Consider the following 21991-nt stretch of genomic DNA (forward strand, 5'->3'; position numbering starts at 1 on the left):
GAACCGAGGTGCGTGGCATGAAGGCAATCGTCGTCAACAATTACGGCTCGATCGACCAGATCGTCTATGCGGACTGGCCGGAGCCGGAAGCCAAGGGCAATCAGGTCGTCATCGAGGCGGAGGCCATCGGCGTCAATTTTCCTGACGGTTTGCTGGTGCAGGGCCTCTACCAGATGAAGCCGGAGCTGCCCTTCGTGCCGGGCATGGAGGTGGCGGGCAAGGTTGTTGCCGTCGGGCCGGATGTGAAGTCGCTGAAGGTTGGTGACCGGGCTGCGGCACTTTCCACCCATGGCAGCTATGCCGAACGGGTCGCGGTGCCTGAGCCGGCAGCGATGAAGCTGCCGGACGGTATGGATGCCGGCCACGCCTGCGCGCTGATCTGCGGTTACGGCACTTCGCACTACGCCCTGAAGCAGCGCGCGCAGATAAAACCCGGCGAAACGCTCTGCGTGCTCGGCGCGTCGGGCCTGACCGGCATCGCGGCGATCCAGATCGGCAAGGCGATGGGCGCGACCGTCATCGGTGTGGCGTCGACCGAGGAGAAGCGCCAGATCGCGAAGCAGGCCGGCGCGGATATCGTGCTCGGCTATGAAGACCTCAAGGATCGCCTGAAGGAAGCGACCGGCGGCAAGGGCGTCGATGTCGCCTTCGACCCGGTCGGCGGTGAAGCCTTCGATGCGCTGTCGCGTTCGATGGGCTGGGGCGGGCGACTGCTGGTCATCGGCTTTGCCTCGGGCACGATCCCGAAATTCCCGGTCAATCTGGCGCTGGTCAAAGGGTTTTCGGTGGTCGGCGTGTTCTGGGGCGCTTTCACTGCCAAGGAACCGCAGGCCTATGCCGAGAACATGAGCGAGCTGCTCGGCTGGTATCGCGCCGGCAAGGTCAAGCCCGTCATCGAAGGCACCTATCCGCTTGCCGACGCGGCAAAGATACTGAAGCGCGTGATCGGGCGCGGCGCGTCCGGCAAGCTTATCCTCAAGCCGTGAACGGAGTTTTCCATGGCACTCCCATCCGAGATGAACGCACTGCTTCTGACCAATGACGGCTACACCAAGACGCCCTCGGGAAGCGTTCTGGAGGCGATGGAGCCTTATGTCGTGCCCGGCCGCATCGCCGTGCCTTCGCCGAAGCCGAAGCAGGTTCTGATCAAGGTCAGCCTCGCCTCGATCAACCCGTCCGACGTGATGTTCATCAAGGGTCAGTACGGCCAGCCGCGTTTCGTCGGCCAGCCTGCCGGTTTCGAGGGTGTCGGCATCGTCGCGGCTGCCGGCGACGATCCGGCCGCGCAGAATATGCTCGGAAAGCGCGTCGCCTTCGCCACCGGCTACACCAATTAGGGCGCCTGGGCCGAATATGCGATGGCCGAAGCCTCAGCCTGCATCCCGCTGATCGACAGCGTGCGCGACGAGGATGCCGCCGCCATGATCGTCAACCCGCTGACTGCTCTGGCCATGTTCGACATCATTCGGGAAGCGGGCGAGAAGGCTTTCGTGCTGACCGCCGGCGCCAGCCAGCTGTCAAAGCTGATCATGGGCGTAGCCCGGGACGAAGGCTATCGCCCCATCGCCATCGTCCGGCGCGACGACCAGATCCCGCTGCTGAAGGAGGCGGGAGCCGCGCATGTGCTCAATGCCGAAGCGCCGGATTTCGCCAGTGCCTTGAAAGAGGTGATGAAGACTGAGCAGCCGCGCATCTTCCTCGATGCCGTCACCGGCCCGCTTGCGGGGGCGATCTTCGATGCCATGCCCAAGGGCGCGCGCTGGATCGTCTATGGCAGGATGGACCTTTCCACCACGCCGATCGTCCAGCCCGGCCAGCTCATCTTCATGGACAAGAAGATCGAAGGCTTCTGGCTGGTCGAGTGGATGCGCGACACGCCCATCGAGCGCAAGGGCCGCGCGGTGATGGAAGCGCAGAAGCGCTTTTCGGACGGGCGCTGGGCGACCGACGTGACGGCGGTGGTGCCGCTCTCGGAAGCGATGGCGCGGGTACCGGCGGAACTCGCCAAGCCGAACGGGAAGGTTTTTATCAAGCCTTGAGGGGCTGCTATTCCTTCTCCCCGTTTACGGGGAGAAGGTGGCCCGAAGGGCCGGATGAGGGGCAGCTCTTACAGTGAAGGTGAGTTGCAATCGCGAGCCGTCGCACCGCCCCTCATCTGCCTGCCGGCATCTTCTCCCCGTGAACGGGGAGAAGAAAGCAGTCCTACTCCGCCGGCTCCACATTCGTGTAAGCCGCTTCTTCCAGCTCGCGCTTGAGCCGCGCTTCTTCCTCGACCTTGGGCGTGACCCAGCGGCCGAGCAGCAGATAGGCGACGGGTGTCAGGAACAGCGTCGAGGCCGTTGCCAGTCCCAGCCCGCCGACGATGACCCAGCCGAGCGCGATGCGCGCTTCGGCGCCGGCGCCTGAGGCCAGCACCAGCGGCAGGCCGCCAAGCACGGTACAGATCATGGTCATCATCACCGGGCGCAGGCGGATGTTGGAGGCCTCCTCGATCGCTTGGCGCACGCCCATGCCGCGGTCGCGCAGCTGGTTGGCGAACTCGACGATGAGGATGCCGTTCTTGGCCATGATGCCGACGAGCATCACCAGCCCGATCTGGCTGTAGGCGTTGAGGCTGGTGCCGGTCAAAAGCAGCGCGAACACCGCGCAGGCAAGCCCGAGCGGCACCGTCGCCATGATGATGACGGCGCTGACGAAGCTTTCGAACTGGGCCGCCAGAACCAGCAGGATGATGACCAGCGCGAAGCCGAAGATGGTCAGCATGCTGCCGCTGCTTTCGCCGAGCGTGGCAGCTTCGGCGAGCGGGATGATGCGCGCGCCTGGCGGCAGCAGCGGGCCGGCGATTTCCTGGGCGGCCTTCAGCGCATCGCCAAGTGCGAAGTCGCTGCGCAGGTTCGCGGTGACCGCGACCGAGCGCAATTGCTGCTCGCGCGTCAGCGACGGCGGCACGGCGCGTTCGGTCAGCGTGGCGATCGTCGCCATCGGCACGAAGCGGCCGTCCGTGGTCTTCATGAAGATGTTTTCGAGGTCGGTCGGGTCGTTGATCGGATTGGTCGTCGAAACGAGCTTCACCTTGTAGGCGCGGTCGTTGATGAAGACCTCGTCCACCTCACGCCCGTCCAGCATCGCCTGCACGGCGTTGGCCAGCCCGGTTATGTCGATGCCGAGGTCCGAGGCGCGTTCGCGGTCGATCTCGACGGCAAGCTGCGGCTGGGTCGCATCGTTGGACAGGCGCGGCTGCTGGAAGCGCGGGTCCTTCTCCATCTCGGTGACGACCTTGTTGGCCGCCACGCCGAGATCGGCATAGCTGTTGGAGCCGACGATGGCGAATTGCAGGCCGTTGCCGGCGCCGCGAATGCCGAGGCTGTTGGGCGAAACCGGGAAGGCACGTACGCCGGGAACATTGGCGACCGCCTTGCTGATGTCGGCCATGATCTCCTGCTGCGAGCGCGTGCGCTTGTCCCAGGGCGCAAGCGACATGACCATGAAGCCGCTGTTGACCGAGCCGCCCTGGCCGACATTGGCGAAGGTGTTCTCGATCTCGCCGGAATCGCGCAGCGGCTGGATCAGCTGCTCGATGCGGCGCATCTGCTGGGTGGTGTATTCCAGGCTCACGCCCTGCGGCGCGGTAACCCGCAGCAGCGCCAGCGAGCGGTCCTCGTTCGGCGTCAGTTCCTGGCGGATCAGGCCGAATGCGCCATAGGCGGCGGCGGCGAACAGGACCGAAACGATGATGACGATGGCCGGCGCGTCGAGGCAGGCATGCAGGCAGCGGCGGTAGAGGGCGGCGAGGAACGTGCCGATGCGTCCCATGATGCCGTGATGTGCGTGGTCCGCTTCCGAGCCGCCCGCCTTCAGCATGCGCGAGGCGAGCATCGGGCACAGCGACAGCGCGACGATGGACGACAGCAGCACCGCCATGGCCAGCACGAAGCCGAATTCGCGGAACAGGCCGCCGGTCTGGCCGGGCAGGAACGAGAGCGGGATGAACACTGCGGCGAGCGTAGCGGTCGTCGCGACGACGGCGAAGAACACTTCCTGCGTGCCGAGCACGGCTGCCGCGCGCGGGCCCATGCCCTCGTTGCGGCGGCGCACGATGTTTTCGAGCACGACGATGGCATCGTCGACGACAAGGCCGGTCGCCAGCACCAGCGCCAGCAGCGTCAGGATGTTGATGGAGAAGCCGGCGAGATAGATCGCCGCGATCGTGCCGATCAGCGCCACCGGCATGGCAAGGCCGGGGATGAGCGTGGCGCGCCAGTCGAGCAGGAACAGATAGATGATCAGGAGCACGATCGACACCGACAGCACCAGCGCGATCTCGACCTCGTGGACGGCGCCATTGACGAAGACGGCATCGTCGCTGGTCACGCGTATGTTCATGCCTTCGGGCAGCGTCGCCTGTATCTTGTCGACGGCGGCGTGCACGCCGGTGGAAATGTCCAGCGTGTTGGACTGCGCCTGCCGGATGATGCCGAGGCCGATGCCTGGCTGGCCGTTGGAGCGCAGCGACGACTGGCCGATGTCGGGTCCGATCGTCACGGTGGCGACATCGCCGATGCGGGTGCGGCCCTTTATGACGATGCTCTCAAAGGCTTCCGGGGTGGTCACCGAAGCGGTCGCGCGCACGATGATGTTCTGGTCTTTGCTGGTCAGCGCGCCGGCCGGCGTGTCGAGCGAAACGGTCGACAGGGCATTGCTGATGTCGGCGACGGTCATTCCAAGGCTGGAAAGCTTGGTCTGGTCGATATCGATGCGAAAGATCTTGTCGCGGTCGCCGAAAATCTGGACGTCGGCGACGCCCGGCACCGCCGACAGCGTGTCGATGATCTGGTCATCGATGAAGATGGTCATGTCCTCGACGGACATGCGGTCCGAGGTCACCGCCAGGCGCAGCACGGCGTCGGAATTGGCGTCCGCCTTGACGATGCGGGGCGGGTCGGCGTCATCGGGCAGCTGGTTGGTGACGCGGGCGACCGCGTCGCGCATGTCGGCTGCGGCCACATCGAGATTGACGCCGTCAGCGAATTCCACGGTGACACGGCTGCGTCCGTAGGACGAGCTCGACGAGATCGACTTGACGCCGGAAACGCGCGAGACCGCGCCCTCCAATATGGTCGTCAGCTCGCGGTCGATGGTTTCGGCGGCAGCGCCCGAATAGTCGGCGGTGATGGTAATGACGGGCCGGTCGACGTCGGGCAGCTCGCGCACTTCGACGCCGAAGAAGGCGGCAAGCCCCGCGACCACGATCAGCGTGTTGATGACGAAGGCCATGATCGGGCGGCGCACGAAAAGCGCCGTCATGCCCTTTTCGCTGCCGCCGTTATGCGTTTCCACTATGCCCGCCCCCCGCGCCGCTTATGAGCCGCTGCCGGCAGGGGCCGGTGTCGCGGTTCTCGGCTCTGCACCGGCAATCAGCACGTCGGCGCCTTCGCGCACGGCATGAACGCCCTCGGTGACGACGATATCGCCGGCCATGATCGGAGCGTCGATGAGGACGCTCTCGCTGTTGCGCTGGATGATGCGGACAGGGGTACGCTTGGCCTTGCCGCTCTGGATCGCCCAGACGAAGGCACCATCGGTGCCCCATTGGATCGCCAGCGGGTCGACGGAAGGATAGGTATCGCCGGGAAAGCCCATGGCGACCTGGAACGACATGCCGGCGCGCAGCTTGTCGCCGACATTCTCGATTTTCGCGCGCACCAGCAGCGTGCGGCTAGCCTCTTCCAGGCGGTTGTCCACCGCGCTGACCGTTCCCTTGAATGTCTGGCCCGGCATGGCGATGGGCGTTGCCGTCAGCGGCTGGCCCACTGCAACGGCGGTGGTGAAGCGTTCGGGCACCCAGAAGTCGATGATGATCGAAGAGCGGTCGTCGATCGTGGCGACGGTGGTCGTCGTCGTGACGTAGTTGCCGGCCTCGATCGGCAGGATGCCGACGAAGCCGGAAATCGGCGCGACGATGGCGCGGCGCTCAAGCGCCAGCTGGGCTTCCTGCAGCGCCAGCTGTGCGTTGTCGAGCGCAAGCTGTGCATCGGAGACCTGAACCGCGGTAACGGTATTGGTGCCGCGCAGCGTCTTGGCGCGGTCGGCCTTGGACTGTGCGTCGGCCACGGCAACCTTCGCGCGGTCGAGCGCGATCTTCTCGCCGTCCGAATCGAGCCGGGCGATCACGGCTCCGGCTTCGACCTTGCTTCCGGGCGTTACCGTCAGTTCGGTAAGGCGGCCGGAAGAATAGGGATTGATCGCAACAGATGCGTTGGCACGCCCGGTGCCGATTGCCTGGAGCCGGTCATTGATCGTTGCTGAGGTGACAGGCGCGGTGATGACCGCCGTCTGCTGGCCGCGCCCGCCCTGCCGATTGCCGCCGGCTGCGGCGGTGCCTTCGGTCTTGGCTGTCGCGCCATAGGCCCAGTCGATGCCCCAGCGCGCCAGAATCTCGGGTGCGCCGGGATAAAAACGAGCCCAAGCGGCAGCGGCCACCACAAGGATGACCAGGGTAAAAACGATCTGTTTCCAGGCGGCCATCGGCACTCCGGGCGTCGGGGCGGTGTATCGCCACTTGATTTCGTATCTGCCCGGCTCTCCACCGTCCCCGAGACAGCGAAATGGGCGCATATTCTAGGCGCAAAGCGCCGGAAAGTCAGTATCGCGCCTTTATGTCAATTCGCAGACGCCTTGGCACCTTAAATATCGGTAATCATTCGGATGCGCTGCACAATATTGCGGCAATGCCGGCTATCTCAGGTCTTCCATTTCACGGATGCGCCTTGCGCTCTCCTTTTCCATCGAGCGCGTGATCTCACCGATCAGCGTTTCGGCCACGACGAACAGGGCTGCCGACGAATCCCACGAAGAGGGCACCGAGGTGCGGCCTGCAATAACATGGCGGGCGACGCGGGCGATCGGCGACAGCCACTGGTCGGTGAAAAGCATGACATCGACGCCACGGCCATGCGCCTTTTCGGCAAAGCGGATCAGGCTTTCCTGATAGCGGCGAATGTCGAAGACCAGCAGCACGTCGCGCTTGCCCATGTCGATGAGCCGGTCTCGCCATGTGCTTTCCTGGCCGGTCAGGTGGAACACGTTCGGACGTACGATGGTGAGATGGGCCGCCATGTAGCGCGCGATGGGATCGGTGAAGCGCCCGCCGATGAGGAAGATCTTGGCGCGCGGGTTGGCGAGGCGGGCGACGATGTCGACTATCTGCTTGTCGGAGACATGCCGGAAGGTTTCGCGGATATTCTCCAGCGTGGCTTCCAGCACCGGCGAGGTCTTGCCGCTCTCGGGTGTCGGACGCGCCACGGTCCGGGTGAGTGGCGATTGAAGCTGGGCTGCGAGTTCGTCCTGAAGCGTGGCCTGGAACTCAGGATAATTCTGGAAGCCGAGGCGCGAGACGAAGCGCAGGATGGTTGGCGAACTGACACCCGCCTGCTGCGAAAAGTCGGCTACCGTCTTCAGTCCGATCAGCGGATAATTGGCGATCAGCGTCTGCGCCGCCCGTCGTTCGCCTGCCGGCATCGTGTCGATGCGATCCGAAATCAGTTCGGCTATGCTCAGCGCCATGTCACCTCCCGCGTCGTTCCCGCCAGATGGCGAGACGCTTGTCCCCAAAGCTTTTCGTCCTGCCGTCAAACGCTTGCACAAAGCCGTTTGACAAAGTCTCGTAATGCGTATGAAATCATTCATTGAGACGCAAAGAAACAAAATACGTAACATACGATACGGCGTTTTCAGGGGACTGCAAGAGAATGGAGACTGCGCGATCCGCAGCAGAGGAGGCGTATGAAGCCGTCCGGGTCAGCAACCGGAATGGCGCCAGCCCCTATCTGCTGGTCTGCGACCACGCATCGAATTTCATCCCCGCTTGTTTTGGCACGCTCGGCCTCGAAGATTCCGAGCTTTCGCGCCACATCGCCTGGGACCCCGGCGCGCTTCCAGTCATTCGCCGCATGGCCGAAGCGCTGGATGCCACGCTGATCGAATCCTGTGTTTCCCGGCTCGTCATCGACTGCAACCGGCCACTCGACGCGCCCGATCTTATCTCTGCGGTCAGCGAGACCACGGTGGTTCCAGGGAATGAGAACCTGACCGAGGCACAGCGGCAGGAGCGCATCGCGCTATCCTGGCAGCCTTTCCACGACACGATCGAGGAAGTTATTGCCGAGCGGCTGGTGAAGGGCATGGAGACGCGGCTCGTTTCCGTCCATTCCTTCACGCCGGTCTACAAGGGCGTTTCGCGGCCCTGGCATATCGGCATCATCCACGACGAGGACGACAGCCTCGCTGCGCCGATGATCGATGCGCTGAAGGCGGTCGACGGCATGACCGTCGGCGTCAACGAACCCTATTCGCCGGCCGACCGCGTCTATTTCACGCTGGAACGGCATGGCCGTGCGCGCGGGCTCGCCTGCGCGATGATCGAAATCCGCAACGATGAGATCCGGGATGAAACCGGGCAATGCAAGTGGGCGGATCTCCTGGCCGGCATTTTTGCCGGCTTGGAACCGGGGACGGGGACCAAGGCGTCCGCACGGCTGGGAAAAAGCCATGTGGCCGAGAAGGTAAATCAGAAAGTCGTCTAGCTAAGAAGTTGTCTAGCTGAAACAGGGGAACTTTCACATGACTGCGCCTGGTTACTCAGAAAATGACAAAAGCGAGGACATGAAGGTCCTCCACGGCATGGGCTACGCCCAGGAACTCGAACGGAGAATGAGCCAGTTCTCCAACTTCGCGGTTTCCTTCTCCATCATCTGCATCCTTTCCGGCGGCATCAACTCGCTGGCCCAGGCGACATCGGGAGCGGGCGGCGCCGCGATCGGCATCGGCTGGCCGCTCGGCTGCTTCGTCAGCCTGGTCTTTGCGGTGGCCATGGCGCAGATCAGCTCGGCCTATCCGACGGCCGGCGGCCTCTATCACTGGGGTTCGATCCTCGGCAACAAGTTCACCGGCTGGCTGACCGCCTGGTTCAACCTGCTCGGCCTTGTCACCGTTCTCGGCGCCATCAATGTTGGCACCTACTACTTCTTCATGGGCGCCTTCGGCACGACCTATCTCGGGCTCGAGGACACGACCACGACCCGGATCATCTTCCTCGCGATCATCACCGGGTTGCAGGCGCTGGTGAACCATATGGGCATCGGCCTCACCGCCAAGCTCACCGACTTCTCCGGCTATCTGATCTTCGCTACCGCGATCGTGCTGGCACTCGTCTGCCTGGCTGCGGCCGACAGCTACGAGATCGGCCGCCTCTTCACCTTCGCCAACTATTCGGGCGAGGCGGGCGGCAATGTCTGGCCGACGAATTCGTCGACCTGGGTGTTCCTGCTCGGCCTGCTGCTGCCGATCTACACGATCACCGGCTATGACGCTTCGGCCCACACTTCGGAAGAAACGCTGAAGGCGGCGCATTCGGTTCCACGGGCGATGATCGGCTCGGTGCTGTGGTCGGCGCTGTTCGGCTACATCATGCTGTGCGCCTTCGTGCTCATGCTGCCAAGCATGGACGAAGCGGCAAAGCAGGGCTGGAACGTCTTCTTCTGGGCCATGGACACGCAGGTCCATCCCGTCGTCAAGGACATCCTCTACTTCGCCATCTTCATCAGCCAGTGGCTGTGCGGCCTGGCGACGGTGACTTCGGTGTCGCGCATGATCTTCGCCTTCTCGCGTGACGGCGGCCTTCCCGGTTCGAAGGCGCTGGCCAAGGTCAGCCCGACCTATCGCACGCCGGTGGCGGCGATCTGGACGGGGTCGGTCCTTGCGGTGCTGTTCGTCTGGGGCTCGTCGCTGGTCTCGATCGGCGAGACGCCGGTCTACACCATCGTCGTTGCCTGCACGGTCATCTTCCTGTTCTTCTCCTTCGCCATTCCGATCACGCTCGGGCTGTTCGCATGGGGAACGCCGAAGTGGGACAAGATGGGTCCGTTCAATCTCGGCGAAGGCACTTTCAAGCTCTTCGCCGTGCTGTCGATCATCGCCATGATCCTGATCTTCATCCTCGGCATCCAGCCGCCGAACGATTGGGCGCTGTACATCACCGTCGGCTTCCTGATCGTCACCGGCATCGTCTGGTTCGGCTTCGAGCGTGGCCGGTTCCAGGGCCCGCCGATCGGCGATCAGGTGGCAAAGCGCGCCGCCGAGATCGCTGCCGCCGAGCGCGCGGTTGGCGAAACCGGACGCTGAGCCATTGTTCATCCTGCCGTGGCCGGCGTCACGCCGGCCACGGTTCGTCTATATCCCCAACCCTCATTGCTGAGAATTCACCACCCGGAGTAGGAAAAGAATGGCCGTAAGTTTCTCGTTCGATCAGTTGAAGAAAGCAGTCGCAAGCGACGAGATCGATACGGTTCTCGCATGTTCCGTCGACATGCAGGGCCGTCTCGTTGGCAAGCGGTTCCTGGCGAAGTACTTCGTCGAATCCGCCTATGACGAGACGCATGGCTGCAACTATCTGCTGGCGAACGACATCGATATGGAGCCGGTGCCGGGCTACAAGGCGGCCAGCTGGTCGAAGGGCTATGGCGACTTCGTCATGAAGCCGGACCTTTCGACATTGCGCCGTGTGCCGTGGCTGGAAAAGACAGCACTGGTGCTGTGCGACGTGCTCGACCATCACACCCATGGCGATCTTCCGCATTCGCCGCGCGCCATCCTGCGCAAGCAGGTCGCCCGGCTGAAGGAACGCGGCTATCTCGCCTATTTCGCCTCCGAACTCGAATTCTATCTCTTCAACGAGACCTACGATACTGCCCGCGCCAAGCACTGGCAGAATCTCGACACCGCCTCGCCCTATATCGGCGACTACCTGATCGGCATCACCACCAAGGAAGAGGGCGTGATGCGCCGGCTGCGCAACGAGATGGAAGCTGCCGGCATCCCGATCGAAAACTCCAAGGGCGAGTGGGGTCCGGGCCAGGAAGAGATCAACGTGCGCTATGCCGAAGTTCTCGAAATGGCCGACCGCCATGTCATCCTGAAGAACGGTGCCAAGGAAATCGCCGAGAGCATGGGCAAGTCCATCTCCTTCATGGCGAAGTACAATTACGGGCTTGCCGGCAATTCCAGCCACATCCACAATTCGCTGTGGAGCGAGGACGGCAAGACGCCGCTGTTCTACGATAAAAATGCCGACTGGACGCTTTCGAAGCTCGGCCAGCAATGGGCCGCCGGCCAGCTCAAATACGCCAAGGAGTTCACCTGGTTCCTGGCGCCCTACATCAATTCCTACAAGCGCTTCCAGGCCGGCACATTCGCGCCGACCAAGATCATGTGGAGCGAGGACAACCGCACCGCCGGCTTCCGTCTGTGCGGCGAGGGCACCAAGGGCATCCGCATGGAGTGCCGCATCGGCGGCGCCGACCTCAACCCCTATCTCGCCTTCGCCGCGCTGATTGCTGCGGGCCTTGCCGGCATCGACGAGAAGCTGGAGCTGCAGAAGCCGTTTGTCGGCGACGCCTATCAGGCCTCGCGCCTTCCCGAGATTCCGAAGACGCTGCGCGAAGCGACGGAGACGCTGGCGAAATCGAAGATGCTGAAGACGGCGCTGGGCGAAGAGGTGGTCGAGCACTACGTCCACACCGCCCGCTGGGAGCAGATGGAATATGACCGCCGCATAACCGACTGGGAACTGCACAGGGGGTTCGAGCGGTATTAGAATGTTTGGTGCGTCCTTCGAGGCTCCCCTTCGGCAAGCTCAGGGTCGCACCTCAGGATGAGGGAGGTGGTGTCCCGCTTCCCAATTCCTGGAACGCAGGCATGTTGGAATTTGATGGCGAGTTGCAGACCTCCCTCATCCTGAGGTGCGACCCTGAGCTTGCCGAAGGGGAGCCTCGAAGGACGCACTAGTCAACAGCAGCAAAACAAATCGCGGGCATAGCTCGCAAATGGAATTCATCGGAGTTACCCATCTTGGAAACCGTAAAACTCATTACCCCCATCGATGGCTCGATCTATGTCGAGCGGCCCATCGCGACCGATCAGGCTGTCAACGCTGCCGTTGAACGCGCGCGTGCTGCGCAGGTCGACTGGGCGCAGACCTCGATTGCCGAGCGCGGCAAATACATGCTGGCCATGCTTGAGGCGCTGGTCGCCATGAGCGACGAGATCGTGCCGGAGATCGCCTGGCAGATGGGCCGCCCCGTCCGCTATGGCGGCGAGTTCGGCGGCGTCAGGGAACGCACCAACTACATGGTCGAGATCGCCGAGCAGGCTTTGAAGCCGGTGATGGCCTCCAATCCGAAAGACGGTTTCCGCCGCTACGTGAAGAAGGAGCCGCTCGGCGTCGTCATGGTCGTTGCGCCGTGGAACTATCCCTATCTCACCGCCGTCAACACCATCGTTCCAGCGCTGATGGCGGGCTCCACCGTCATCCTCAAGCACGCTGCGCAAACGATCCTCGTCGGCGAGCGTTTTGCCCAGGCTTTCGAAAAGGCCGGCCTGCCCAAGGGCGTGTTCCAGAACATCGTGCTCAACCACGCCCAGACCGAAAAGCTTCTCGGCTCGGGCAAGATCGATCATGTCAATTTCACCGGTTCGGTTGCCGGCGGCAAGGCGATCGAGAAGGCGGCGGCCGGCACTTTCATGACGCTCGGCCTCGAACTCGGCGGCAAGGACCCGGCCTATGTCCTGCCCGATGCCAAGCTCGACCATGCCATCGCCAATCTGGTCGACGGCGCCTTCTACAATTCCGGCCAGTGCTGCTGCGGCATCGAGCGCGTCTATGTCCACGAAAAGGTCTATGACGATTTCGTCGAGGGCTTCATCGCCGAGACGAAGAACTATGTCGTCGGCAATCCGCTGGAACAGGCGACCACGATGGGGCCGATGGCGCAGGCACGCTTTGCCGACTTCATTCGCGAGCAGAAGGCGGAAGCCCTGCGCAAGGGCGCGACGGCACACATCAACATGAAGGTCGATCAGGACAAGGCCGGCTCGCCCTATCTGGCGCCGGAAGTGCTGACCAATGTCGACCACCAGATGAGCGTCATGCGCGAGGAAAGCTTTGGTCCCATCGTCGGCATCATGAAGGTGCGCGGCGACGAGGACGCCATCGCGCTGATGAACGACAGCCCCTACGGCCTCACCGCCTCGATCTGGACCGCCGACACCGACCGCGCCATCGCCATCGGCGACCGGGTCGAGACAGGCACCGTATTCATGAACCGCTGCGACTATCTCGACCCGGCGCTCGTCTGGACCGGCGTCAAGGACACCGGCAAGGGCGCCGGCCTGTCGCAGATCGGCTACGACAACCTGACGAGGCCGAAGAGCTATCATCTGCGCGAAGCTATTTAGGTGACGCGTTGTATTTCCATTGGCGTCATCCCGGCCGACCGAGCTTAGCGAAGGAGAGCCGGGACCCATTCCGGAACATAGTTGATGTCACGGAATGGGTCCCGGATAGCCGCTCTCCGCTTCGCTACGATCGACTTCCGGGATGACGCAGTTGCTCAGTGAAAGATACCCCAATGACCAAACTCATCTCCAAATGGAACTACCCCACTGTCGTCCGCTTCGGCGCGGGGCGCATCTCGGAACTGCCGGAGGTGTTGGCTGCGACCGGCATCAAGCGGCCGCTCTTCGTCACCGATCCGGGGCTGGCCAAGCTGCCGGTCGTGGCCAAGACGCTGAAGCTGCTCGACGATGCGAAAATCCCCTATGGCGTCTTTTCCGACGTCAAGCCGAACCCGGTGGAATCGAACCTCACCGCCGGCATCGCCGTGTTCAAGAAGGGCAAGCATGACGGCGTCATCGCCTTCGGCGGCGGTTCGGGCCTCGACCTCGGCAAGCTCATCGCCTTCCAGGCAGGCCAGACCCGCCCGGTCTGGGATTTCGAAGATGTCGGCGACTGGTGGACGCGGGCGAATTCCGACGTCATCGTACCGATCATCGCCGTTCCGACCACTGCCGGCACCGGTTCGGAAGTCGGCCGCGCCGCGGTGGTGACCAACGAGGAAACCCACACCAAGAAGGTCATCTTCCATCCGAAGATGCTGCCGGAAATCGTCATCGCCGATCCTGAACTGACGGTCGGCATGCCGGCTTTCATCACCGCCGGCACCGGCATGGACGCGCTTGCCCACTGCCTCGAAGCCTACTGCGCTCCGGGCTATCACCCCATGGCTGACGGCATTGCCGTCGAGGGCATCCGGCTGGTCTTTGAAAACCTGCCGAAAGCCTTTGCCAACGGCAAGGATCTCACCGCGCGCGCCCATATGATGAGTGCTGCCGCCATGGGCGCTGCCGCCTTCCAGAAGGGCCTCGGCGCGATCCATTCGCTGTCGCATCCAATCGGCGCACTCTACGACACCCATCACGGCATGACCAACGCCGTCTTCATGCCCTATGTGCTCGCCTTCAACCGCGACGCGGTCGAGGAGAAGATCGCCCGCCTTGCCGCCTATTGCGGCATCAAGGGCGGCTTCGACGGTTTTGCCAAGGCTGTCATCAAGTTGCGCAAGGAACTGAAGGTTCCGAACACGCTGCCGGGTCTCATCAAGGGCCTCGACATGGACAGGAAACGCAAGACCCTGATCGCCGACATGGCGATCGTCGATCCGACCGCCGGCGGCAACCCGGTCAAGCTGACGAAGAAGGCAGCACTGACACTGCTCGAAAGCGCTATCGAAGGCACGCTCTGAGAGACATTACCGGCCCCGCCCCGTCGTCTTGCGACATGACAGGGCGGGGCTGGAACAGCCTTCGTCGAATAAGGAAAGGAGAACGAAAGACGGGGAGACACCAATCGAAATCATTAGCCGGAAAACGAACGCCGGCGATTGCCAGCCCTTTGTAAAAGTAGTTAGATTTTTAGATCGCGGACGGGTCGGGAGGCATTACTTTTCACACGACTGTCATCGAGTATCGGTAACCGCATCACAGGCGCGCTTGGGCGTCAGTTCAACGGAGAGAACACATGTTCAGTTTCACGGGAAAAGTGCTTTCCCTTACCGCTGCGTCACTGATGGTGACGTCGGCGATCGCCTCGGCACAGTCGATGGACGAGCTGGTCGCCGCGGCCAAGAAGGAAGGCCAGCTTACCACGATCGCGCTGCCGCATGACTGGTGCGGCTATGGCGCCGTCATTGCCGGCTTCAAGGCGAAATATCCGGAAATCACCGTCAACGAACTCAACCCCGACGCCGGCTCCAGCGACGAGGTCGAGGCAATCAAGGCGAACAAGGACAACAAGGGCCCGCAGGCGCCTGACGTCATCGACGTCGGCCTCTCCTACGGCCCGCAGGCCAAGGCCGACGGCCTGATCCAGCCCTACAAGGTCTCGACCTGGGATTCGATCCCCGACAGCGCCAAGGATGCCGAAGGCTACTGGTACGGCGATTATTACGGCGTGCTCGCCTTCGAGGTGAACAAGGACCTCGTCAAGGAAGCCCCGGCCGACTGGGCCGATCTGCTGAAGCCGGAATTTGCCAACTCGGTTGCACTCGCGGGTGATCCGCGCGCCTCCAACCAGGCCATCCAGGGCGTCTACGCTGCCGGCCTGTCCAAGGGTGCGGAAGCCGGCGCCAAGGCAGGTGAAGCCGGCCTCGAGTTCTTCAAGGAACTCAACGCCAAGGGCAACTTCGTTCCGGTCATCGGCAAGTCGGCCACGCTCGCGCAGGGCCAGACCCCGATCCTCATCACCTGGGACTACAACGCCCTTGCGGGCCGCGACACGCTGAACGGCAACCCGCCGGTCGAAGTCATCGTGCCGAAGACCGGCGTCGTTGCCGGCGTCTATGTCCAGGCGATCAGCGCCTACGCGCCGCACCCGAACGCCGCCAAGCTGTGGATGGAATATCTCTACTCCGACGAAGGTCAGCTCGGCTGGCTGAAGGGCTATTGCCACCCGATCCGCTTCAACGATCTCGCCAAGAAGGGCGCGATCCCGAAGGATCTGCTCGACAAGCTGCCGCCGGCAGCCGCCTATGAAGCCGCCGTCTTCCCGACGCTGGACGAACAGGCTGCCTCCAAGGAAGCCATCACCAAGAGCTGGGATTCGGTCGTCGGCGCCAACGTCCAGTAAGCTTTGAAATGTACTGCCGGGTGGCCGCAATGGCCGCCCGGTTTCCCTTCCAGGGTTCCGCTGCATGACCGACGCCACCATTTCCGATCCCGCAGCAGCCCGGCAATCCGGGCCGCCCGCGCAGGCGCGCGGCATGCGGCTGCCGCTTCATTGGCTGGGCGTCGCGCCATTCTTCATCTTCGCGCTGATGTTCCTGATCCTGCCGACCTTCTATCTGGTCGTCGGGGCCTTCCAGAACGATCAGGGCCAGTTCACCTTCGAAAATATCGCTTCGCTGTTCCAGCCGTCGATCCTCGCCGCCTACTGGATTTCCATCAAGGTGAGCTTTGCTTCGGCCATCCTCGGCGCGCTGATCGGCATCGCCATTTCGATTGCCATCGTGCGCGGCGGTCTGCCGCGCTGGGTGCGCTCCGCCACCATGACGTTTTCGGGCGTCGCCTCGAACTTTGCCGGCGTACCTCTGGCCTTCGCCTTCCTTGCCACCCTCGGCCGGCTCGGCCTGGTCACGATCCTGCTGCGCGACGTGCTCGGCATCAACATCTACGCGCTCGGCTTCAACATCCTGTCCTTCTGGGGCCTGACGCTGACCTATCTGTTCTTCCAGATCCCGCTGATGGTGGTCATCATCACGCCGGCGATCGACGGCCTGAAAAAGGAATGGGGCGAGGCTGCCTCCACGCTTGGCGCCACCCAGTTCCAGTATTGGCGCATGGTCGCCATTCCGGTTTTGTGGCCGAGCTTCCTCGGCACTGTCATCCTGCTCTTCGCCAATGCGTTCGGCGCCATCGCCACCGCCTATGCGCTGACCGGCTCGTCGCTCAACATCGTGCCGATCCTGCTCTATGCGCAGATCCGCGGCGACGTGCTGCACAATCCGCATCTCGGCTATGCGCTGGCCTTCGGCATGATCTTCATCACCGGGCTCGCCAACATCTTCTACATCTGGTTCCGAACCCGCAGCGAGAGGTGGCTCAAATGAAGGTAAGCCGCTTCTGGGCGTGGGCGACCTTCATCGTCGGTGCCGCCTATTTCTTCATCCCGCTGATCGCGACGCTGGAATTCTCCCTGCGCATGCGGCGCGGCGAATATTCCTTCGACGCCTACAGGGTCGTTCTGGGCGATATCCGTTTCCAGGAAACCTTTGGCTATTCGGTCATCATCGCCTGCTTCACCATCATTCTCGGTGTGGTGCTGGTGGTGCCGACCGCCTACTGGATCAGGCTGCGCATGCCGCATCTTCGGCCGGTGGTCGAGTTCATCACGCTGCTGCCGCTGATCATCCCGGCCATCGTCATCGTCTTCGGCTATATCCGCATGTATGGCTCGAACTCGCCGATACCGTTCCTGGGTTCGACGCGCGGCACCGACCTCCTGCTCATCATCGGCTATGCCACGCTGGCGCTGCCCTACATGTACCGCGCGGTCGATACCGGCCTGCGAACCATCGACGTGCGCACGCTGACCGAGGCCGCGCAGGTTCACGGCGCCGGCTGGACGACGATCATCGCCCGCATCATCCTGCCCAATGTGCTGATCGCGGTGCTGTCGGGCGCGTTCCTCACCTTTGCAATCGTCATCGGCGAGTTTACCATGGCAAGCCTGCTCAACCGGCCTGCCTTCGGCCCGTATCTGCAGAACATTGGCGCGAACCGGGCCTATGAGCCGGCAGCACTCGCTGTCATCGCCTTCGCCATCACATGGGGCTGCATGTCGGTCATACAGGTCCTGTCCCGCTTCGCGCCGAAGTCGGCAAACAACCCGAATTGAGCTGAAAGAAAACGACGCACATGTCCGAAACATTTCTCAGCATCCAGGGTGTCCGCAAGGCTTTCGGCCAGACCACGGTGGTGACCGATTTCAACCTCGACGTGGATCGCGGCGAATTCATTTCCTTCCTCGGCCCCTCCGGCTGCGGCAAGACGACGATGCTGCGCATGGTGGCGGGCTTCGAGGAGCCGAGCGCCGGCCGCATCATGATCGGCGGCAAGGATGTCACCAACCTCAAGCCCAACCAGCGCAACATCGGCATGGTGTTCCAGGCCTATGCGCTGTTCCCCAACCTGACCGTGGCGCAGAATGTCGCCTTCGGGCTCAAGGTCGCCGGCATGCCCAAGGCCGAAGCCGACGCGCGCGTCGCCGAAATGCTTGCCATCATCAAGCTGCCGGATTTCGGCGAACGCTATCCCTACCAGCTCTCCGGCGGCCAGCAGCAGCGCGTCGCACTCGCCCGCGCACTGGCGCCCAAGCCCAAGCTCCTGCTGCTCGACGAGCCGCTGTCGGCGCTGGACGCCAAGGTGCGCGTGTCGCTGCGCGAGGAAATCCGTTCCATCCAGAAGAAGCTCGGCATCACCACCATCTTCGTCACGCACGACCAGGAAGAGGCGCTGTCGATGTCGGACCGCATCGTCGTCATGTATGACGGCCGCGCCGAACAGGTCGGCACGCCCTTCGAGATCTACAATCGCCCGTCGACGAAGTTCGTCGCCAATTTCGTCGGCACGCTGAACGTGCTGGACGGCGTCGTGTCCAATCCGGCGACGGCGACGGTGCGCGTCAACGATCGCGAAATCACGCTGAAGAAGGGCGCGCTGAACGGCGCCAAGGCCGGCGACACGCTGTCGCTCGCGCTGCGCCCCGAAGCCATCGTGCTGGGGAAACAGGCCGGCCGGGATTCCAGCCTCGGCGGCAAGATTTCCGATGTCAGCTTCTTGGGCTCGGTCATCCGCGTGCGGGTCGGCGTCGGCAAGAACGCCGTGTCGCTCGACACCTTCAACAGCCCGACGAGCCCGCCGCCAGTCGTCGGCGAAGAGACCGAAATCAGCTTCTCCGCCGGGGATGTTCTGGTGCTGCATTAGGGCAGGGCGCGGGTGGTGACGTGACTGCCATGTGCCGGTGCTGAAGGTCGGCGTAGGCAGAACATGCCGTTCGTCATCCCGGAAACCGCAGCGAAGCGGAGGTTATCCGGGACCCATTGGTCAGCGCATCGTCAGGCGCGGCCCCGTCCTGATATTGACGCGCATTCTGTACCGTCGAAACGCTTCTCCGTTCCGGCATGGATTCCCGACACTCTCCGCTCGTTCCTCGCTCACGAGGTCGAGAATGACGAGTGTGTTGTTTGCCCAGCGGCAAGCCGCTGACGTCGGAGATGCGCGGAGCTTGTTGGTTGCCTCGCCCGCAAATGGTCCGAGATCGGCAGCGATTCTTAGCTGCCGTGTTGGCAAATCACCAAGGGCGAAGATTAGCGACAAGCCCCAAATGCAATTCGTCATTCTCGACCTCGTGAGCGAGGAACGAGCGGAGAGTGTCGGGAATCCATGCCGGAACATCAATGAAGTTCACTGCGGTGCAGAACTGCCGTAGCTGAAACCAGCGGAAACTGTGGGGAAAGATTTTCACCCGATTTCCCGCCAACCCATTGTTTCCACTCACCCCACACATTTTTTCACCCCCAATCTTTCCCCACCCCAAAACATCTCCCGCATAATCCCCCCATCGCTCTTGCGGGACCGGGTTCTGGAACCGGGATCGGGGAGAGCGGCGGTGACCTCCCGCCCTGGTGTGGTAGCCAGGAACCCGAGGGCCCGACACAGGCCGGCGTCCTGCGGCCGCATGCCCTGGCTGGAAGCTGCAGGCGACAAGCTTGCGGCGGAAGGATCAAGGGTAGATCGCGCAGGATGCGGAGAACCCGCGGCGTCTTGTCCATGGAATGTACATGGAGCGGGCGTTGTGACCGGCCAACTTCGGGACAGACACCGAGCGGGGCGCGGAAGTCGCGCCACGTACTAAACATAGGAAGGCACGGCCAAGCGCCCCGCTTCCCGATCTTTGACAATGGCCAGACGGTGAAAACCGGGCGTGGCTATGATGAAAACGCGCCAGCGTTTTCTCCCCCCTCGAGGGGGAGATAGCGCGAAGCGCCAGAGGGGGTCGCTGCGGCAGCGCTCTACCGCAAAAAGAACGTCGAGCACTGCCGCAACGACCCCGCCCGGCCCTACGCTTACGCTTCGGGCGTTCGTCGCTTCAATCGACAAATCGTTGTCGATTGATCGCCTTCGGCGACCGCTTCTCACCCCCTCAAGGGGGAGAGGTGATCGCGACATGGCGCCAAAGCAACCAACATCAGATCGTCGAAGCCCGATCCTCCGACAATACCCATAGGGTATCCATACGGCGGCGAACGCTTAATCAGCCAAGTTTTTGAAAGGATGGTGGGCGTGACAGGGATTGAACCTGTGACCCCTGCAATGTCAATGCAGTGCTCTCCCGCTGAGCTACACGCCCATCCGACGCCGCGCATACACCACACAATTGACAGGCGCGTCAATAGTGGGAATTGGGAAAGATCAGCCTTTTACAGTTATCTTTCCCGGTGGCCAAAAAGCCGCTCAGGCGGCGTGCAGCATTTTCTCGACCTCGTTGACGAGATCGCGCAGATGGAACGGCTTGGAAAGCACCTTGGCGTCCTTGGGCGCCTTGGAATCGGGGTTCAGCGCAACGGCGGCAAAGCCGGTGATGAACATGACCTTCAGGTCCGGGTCGATCTCGGTGGCGCGGCGGGCGAGTTCGATGCCGTCCATTTCCGGCATGACGATGTCGGTCAGGAGGAGCGAAAAGGGCTCTTCGCGCAGCCGCTCATAGGCGCTGGCGCCATTGTCGAAATCGCTGACGTCATAACCGGCGCGCTCCAGCGCCTTAACCAGAAATCGACGCATATCGTCGTCGTCTTCCGCCAGAAGAATGCGTGCCATCGTGTCCCGTCCGAATCACTTCAGGAAACCGCAATAATGCGGCTCCGTTAACCATTCTGTATATGAAGCTTGGAGGGTAAACATCAAGTGAATGTCGATATCCATCGCCATATGCTGACATACCGTCAACCAGCGAGGCGCTGGACAGAATGCCTGGCAGATGGCACGTTCATGATCATGATGCAGTGGGTTTTGCGGGTTGGACAGAGTTCATGACAGCGGCCGATGATTTCTCGGTGGTCGCACCGTTCGAGGTTCGCACCAGCGCCGAGCAGCGGGTTCCGTTCGTCTTCAACTCTCCCCACAGCGGCCGTCACTATCCCGAGCGTTTCCTGGCCATGACGCGGCTCGACGGCAATGCCATCCGCCGCTCCGAAGATTGCTATGTCGACGAGTTGTTTGGCGGGGCGGTAGCTCTTGGCGCGCCGCTGCTGGCAGCCAATTTTCCGCGCGCCTATCTCGACGTGAACCGCGAGCCCTGGGAACTCGACCCGCGCATGTTCGTCGAGCCGGTGCCGTCGTTTGCCAACATTCGCTCGGCGCGTGTCGCCGGCGGTCTCGGCACCGTGCCGAAGCTGGTGGGCGAGGGGCTCGACATTTATCCCAGCCGCCTGCCGCTCGCCGAGGCGCTCGCGCGCATCGAGGCGGTGTACAAGCCTTATCACGCGATGCTGAAGCGGCTGGTGACCGGCACCCATGCGCGCTTCGGTTTTGGCGTTCTGATCGACTGCCATTCGATGCCGGCCAGCATCCGCATCGGTGAAAACGGCATGCGTCCGGATTTCATCATCGGCGACCGGTTCGGCGTCTCGGCTTCGCGTGCGCTGACTGAAAATGCCATCGGGCTGCTGATCGCCATGGGCTATACGGTCGCCCACAACAAGCCCTATGCCGGCGGCTTTATTACCGAACATTACGGTCGCCCGGCGCGCAATCTTCACGCCCTGCAGATCGAGATCAACCGCGGCCTCTATATGAATGAAAGGACGTTCCAGAAGTCTTCGGGCTTCGATGCGCTGGCCGACGACCTGACGCGGTTCTGCGCCGACCTGATGGCCATCCCGGACAGCGATATCGGCGATCTGCCGCTTGCCGCCGAATAATTTCGAACGCCTGCGGCGGCCTCTCAAAAAAAACCGCGCTGTTCGCACAACGCGGTCGAAGTCTAGGGAGGAAACGCCCAAGGAGGGCATAGACAGGCGAACCCGTCTGTGAACAAAGTTAT

Annotated in this window: 17 protein-coding genes and 1 tRNA gene; 13 read left to right on the forward strand and 5 right to left on the reverse strand. The window is 62.7% G+C overall.

The window, feature by feature from the left end:
• Positions 1-17: 17 nt before the first annotated feature.
• Genes DZG07_RS06905 through DZG07_RS06910 form a run of 3 tightly spaced genes read left to right on the forward strand, consistent with a single transcriptional unit; the run spans position 18 to position 2039 of the window.
• Positions 18-986: an NADPH:quinone oxidoreductase family protein gene (locus tag DZG07_RS06905; RefSeq protein ID WP_119815437.1), complete on the forward strand. Its 969-nt coding sequence runs from the start codon at positions 18-20 to the stop codon at positions 984-986.
• A 12-nt stretch (positions 987-998) separates the two neighbouring features.
• The gene (locus DZG07_RS24180; protein ID WP_245429597.1) at positions 999-1337 is read left to right on the forward strand and encodes an alcohol dehydrogenase catalytic domain-containing protein; all 339 of its coding nucleotides are present in this window, start codon (positions 999-1001) and stop codon (positions 1335-1337) included.
• A 21-nt stretch (positions 1338-1358) separates the two neighbouring features.
• On the forward strand, positions 1359-2039 hold the full coding sequence (locus DZG07_RS06910; protein WP_245429598.1) for a zinc-binding dehydrogenase: 681 nt from the start codon (positions 1359-1361) through the stop codon (positions 2037-2039).
• Positions 2040-2202: 163 nt separating this feature from the next.
• On the opposite strand, the gene DZG07_RS06915 is transcribed toward DZG07_RS06910, so the two are convergent.
• The 3 genes from DZG07_RS06915 to DZG07_RS06925 all read right to left on the reverse strand — a co-directional run bounded on the left by DZG07_RS06915 (position 2203) and on the right by DZG07_RS06925 (position 7563).
• Positions 2203-5304 (reverse strand): efflux RND transporter permease subunit, encoded by a 3102-nt coding sequence (locus tag DZG07_RS06915; RefSeq protein ID WP_119821472.1) that lies wholly within the window; start codon positions 5302-5304, stop codon positions 2203-2205.
• Positions 5305-5358: 54 nt separating this feature from the next.
• Positions 5359-6525: an efflux RND transporter periplasmic adaptor subunit gene (locus DZG07_RS06920; RefSeq protein WP_091915331.1), complete on the reverse strand. Its 1167-nt coding sequence runs from the start codon at positions 6523-6525 to the stop codon at positions 5359-5361.
• 210 nt (positions 6526-6735) lie between these two features.
• Positions 6736-7563, reverse strand: coding sequence for a MurR/RpiR family transcriptional regulator (locus tag DZG07_RS06925; RefSeq protein ID WP_091915330.1), 828 nt, complete (start codon positions 7561-7563; stop codon positions 6736-6738).
• 185 nt (positions 7564-7748) lie between these two features.
• Here DZG07_RS06925 and DZG07_RS06930 point away from each other — a divergent pair, with 185 nt between their 5' ends.
• From DZG07_RS06930 to DZG07_RS06970, 9 genes are all read left to right on the forward strand, one after another.
• A complete protein-coding gene (locus tag DZG07_RS06930) occupies positions 7749-8582 on the forward strand; it encodes an N-formylglutamate amidohydrolase (protein WP_119815440.1) in 834 nt (277 codons plus the stop codon).
• Positions 8583-8619: 37 nt separating this feature from the next.
• A complete protein-coding gene (locus tag DZG07_RS06935; protein ID WP_091915328.1) occupies positions 8620-10179 on the forward strand; it encodes an amino acid permease in 1560 nt (519 codons plus the stop codon).
• 100 nt (positions 10180-10279) lie between these two features.
• The gene (locus tag DZG07_RS06940; RefSeq protein WP_119815443.1) at positions 10280-11650 is read left to right on the forward strand and encodes a glutamine synthetase family protein; all 1371 of its coding nucleotides are present in this window, start codon (positions 10280-10282) and stop codon (positions 11648-11650) included.
• A gap of 251 nt (positions 11651-11901) precedes the next feature.
• A complete protein-coding gene (locus DZG07_RS06945) occupies positions 11902-13290 on the forward strand; it encodes an aldehyde dehydrogenase family protein (RefSeq protein ID WP_119815446.1) in 1389 nt (462 codons plus the stop codon).
• A 173-nt stretch (positions 13291-13463) separates the two neighbouring features.
• Complete coding sequence (locus tag DZG07_RS06950; protein ID WP_119815449.1) at positions 13464-14636, forward strand: iron-containing alcohol dehydrogenase; 1173 nt, start codon at positions 13464-13466, stop codon at positions 14634-14636.
• 275 nt (positions 14637-14911) lie between these two features.
• Complete coding sequence (locus tag DZG07_RS06955; protein WP_091915324.1) at positions 14912-16018, forward strand: ABC transporter substrate-binding protein; 1107 nt, start codon at positions 14912-14914, stop codon at positions 16016-16018.
• A gap of 133 nt (positions 16019-16151) precedes the next feature.
• Complete coding sequence (locus DZG07_RS06960; protein ID WP_175544354.1) at positions 16152-16997, forward strand: ABC transporter permease subunit; 846 nt, start codon at positions 16152-16154, stop codon at positions 16995-16997.
• Positions 16994-17785: an ABC transporter permease gene (locus DZG07_RS06965; protein WP_119815452.1), complete on the forward strand. Its 792-nt coding sequence runs from the start codon at positions 16994-16996 to the stop codon at positions 17783-17785. Before DZG07_RS06960 ends, DZG07_RS06965 begins: the two co-directional genes overlap by 4 nt.
• 20 nt (positions 17786-17805) lie before the next feature.
• On the forward strand, positions 17806-18873 hold the full coding sequence (locus DZG07_RS06970; protein WP_119815456.1) for an ABC transporter ATP-binding protein: 1068 nt from the start codon (positions 17806-17808) through the stop codon (positions 18871-18873).
• Between the two features lie 1351 nt (positions 18874-20224).
• Here the strand turns inward: DZG07_RS06970 and DZG07_RS06975 are convergent.
• Positions 20225-20299: transfer RNA gene (locus tag DZG07_RS06975), tRNA-Val, on the reverse strand.
• A 104-nt stretch (positions 20300-20403) separates the two neighbouring features.
• A complete protein-coding gene (locus DZG07_RS06980) occupies positions 20404-20766 on the reverse strand; it encodes a response regulator (RefSeq protein ID WP_091915315.1) in 363 nt (120 codons plus the stop codon).
• Positions 20767-20978: 212 nt separating this feature from the next.
• Here DZG07_RS06980 and DZG07_RS06985 point away from each other — a divergent pair, with 212 nt between their 5' ends.
• A complete protein-coding gene (locus tag DZG07_RS06985; protein WP_162931566.1) occupies positions 20979-21869 on the forward strand; it encodes an N-formylglutamate amidohydrolase in 891 nt (296 codons plus the stop codon).
• Positions 21870-21991 lie beyond the last annotated feature (122 nt).

The organism is Mesorhizobium sp. DCY119, from assembly GCF_003590645.1.
Classification (GTDB): Bacteria; Pseudomonadota; Alphaproteobacteria; order Rhizobiales; family Rhizobiaceae; genus Mesorhizobium_M.

Bases quoted from the DNA above. Each gene is read 5' to 3' on its own strand.
- DZG07_RS06935 (WP_091915328.1), top strand. From the start codon at position 8,620: ATGACTGCGCCTGGTTACTCAGAAAATGACAAAAGCGAGGACATGAAG.
- DZG07_RS06960 (WP_175544354.1), top strand. From the start codon at position 16,152: ATGCGGCTGCCGCTTCATTGGCTGGGCGTCGCGCCATTCTTCATCTTC.
- DZG07_RS06980 (WP_091915315.1), bottom strand. From the start codon at position 20,766: ATGGCACGCATTCTTCTGGCGGAAGACGACGACGATATGCGTCGATTT.
- DZG07_RS06970 (WP_119815456.1), top strand. From the start codon at position 17,806: ATGTCCGAAACATTTCTCAGCATCCAGGGTGTCCGCAAGGCTTTCGGC.
- DZG07_RS06905 (WP_119815437.1), top strand. From the start codon at position 18: ATGAAGGCAATCGTCGTCAACAATTACGGCTCGATCGACCAGATCGTC.
- DZG07_RS06915 (WP_119821472.1), bottom strand. From the start codon at position 5,304: ATGACGGCGCTTTTCGTGCGCCGCCCGATCATGGCCTTCGTCATCAAC.
- DZG07_RS06910 (WP_245429598.1), top strand. From the start codon at position 1,359: ATGGCCGAAGCCTCAGCCTGCATCCCGCTGATCGACAGCGTGCGCGAC.
- DZG07_RS06955 (WP_091915324.1), top strand. From the start codon at position 14,912: ATGTTCAGTTTCACGGGAAAAGTGCTTTCCCTTACCGCTGCGTCACTG.
- DZG07_RS06965 (WP_119815452.1), top strand. From the start codon at position 16,994: ATGAAGGTAAGCCGCTTCTGGGCGTGGGCGACCTTCATCGTCGGTGCC.
- DZG07_RS06985 (WP_162931566.1), top strand. From the start codon at position 20,979: ATGACAGCGGCCGATGATTTCTCGGTGGTCGCACCGTTCGAGGTTCGC.
- DZG07_RS06925 (WP_091915330.1), bottom strand. From the start codon at position 7,563: ATGGCGCTGAGCATAGCCGAACTGATTTCGGATCGCATCGACACGATG.
- DZG07_RS06950 (WP_119815449.1), top strand. From the start codon at position 13,464: ATGACCAAACTCATCTCCAAATGGAACTACCCCACTGTCGTCCGCTTC.
- DZG07_RS24180 (WP_245429597.1), top strand. From the start codon at position 999: ATGGCACTCCCATCCGAGATGAACGCACTGCTTCTGACCAATGACGGC.
- DZG07_RS06920 (WP_091915331.1), bottom strand. From the start codon at position 6,525: ATGGCCGCCTGGAAACAGATCGTTTTTACCCTGGTCATCCTTGTGGTG.
- DZG07_RS06940 (WP_119815443.1), top strand. From the start codon at position 10,280: ATGGCCGTAAGTTTCTCGTTCGATCAGTTGAAGAAAGCAGTCGCAAGC.
- DZG07_RS06930 (WP_119815440.1), top strand. From the start codon at position 7,749: ATGGAGACTGCGCGATCCGCAGCAGAGGAGGCGTATGAAGCCGTCCGG.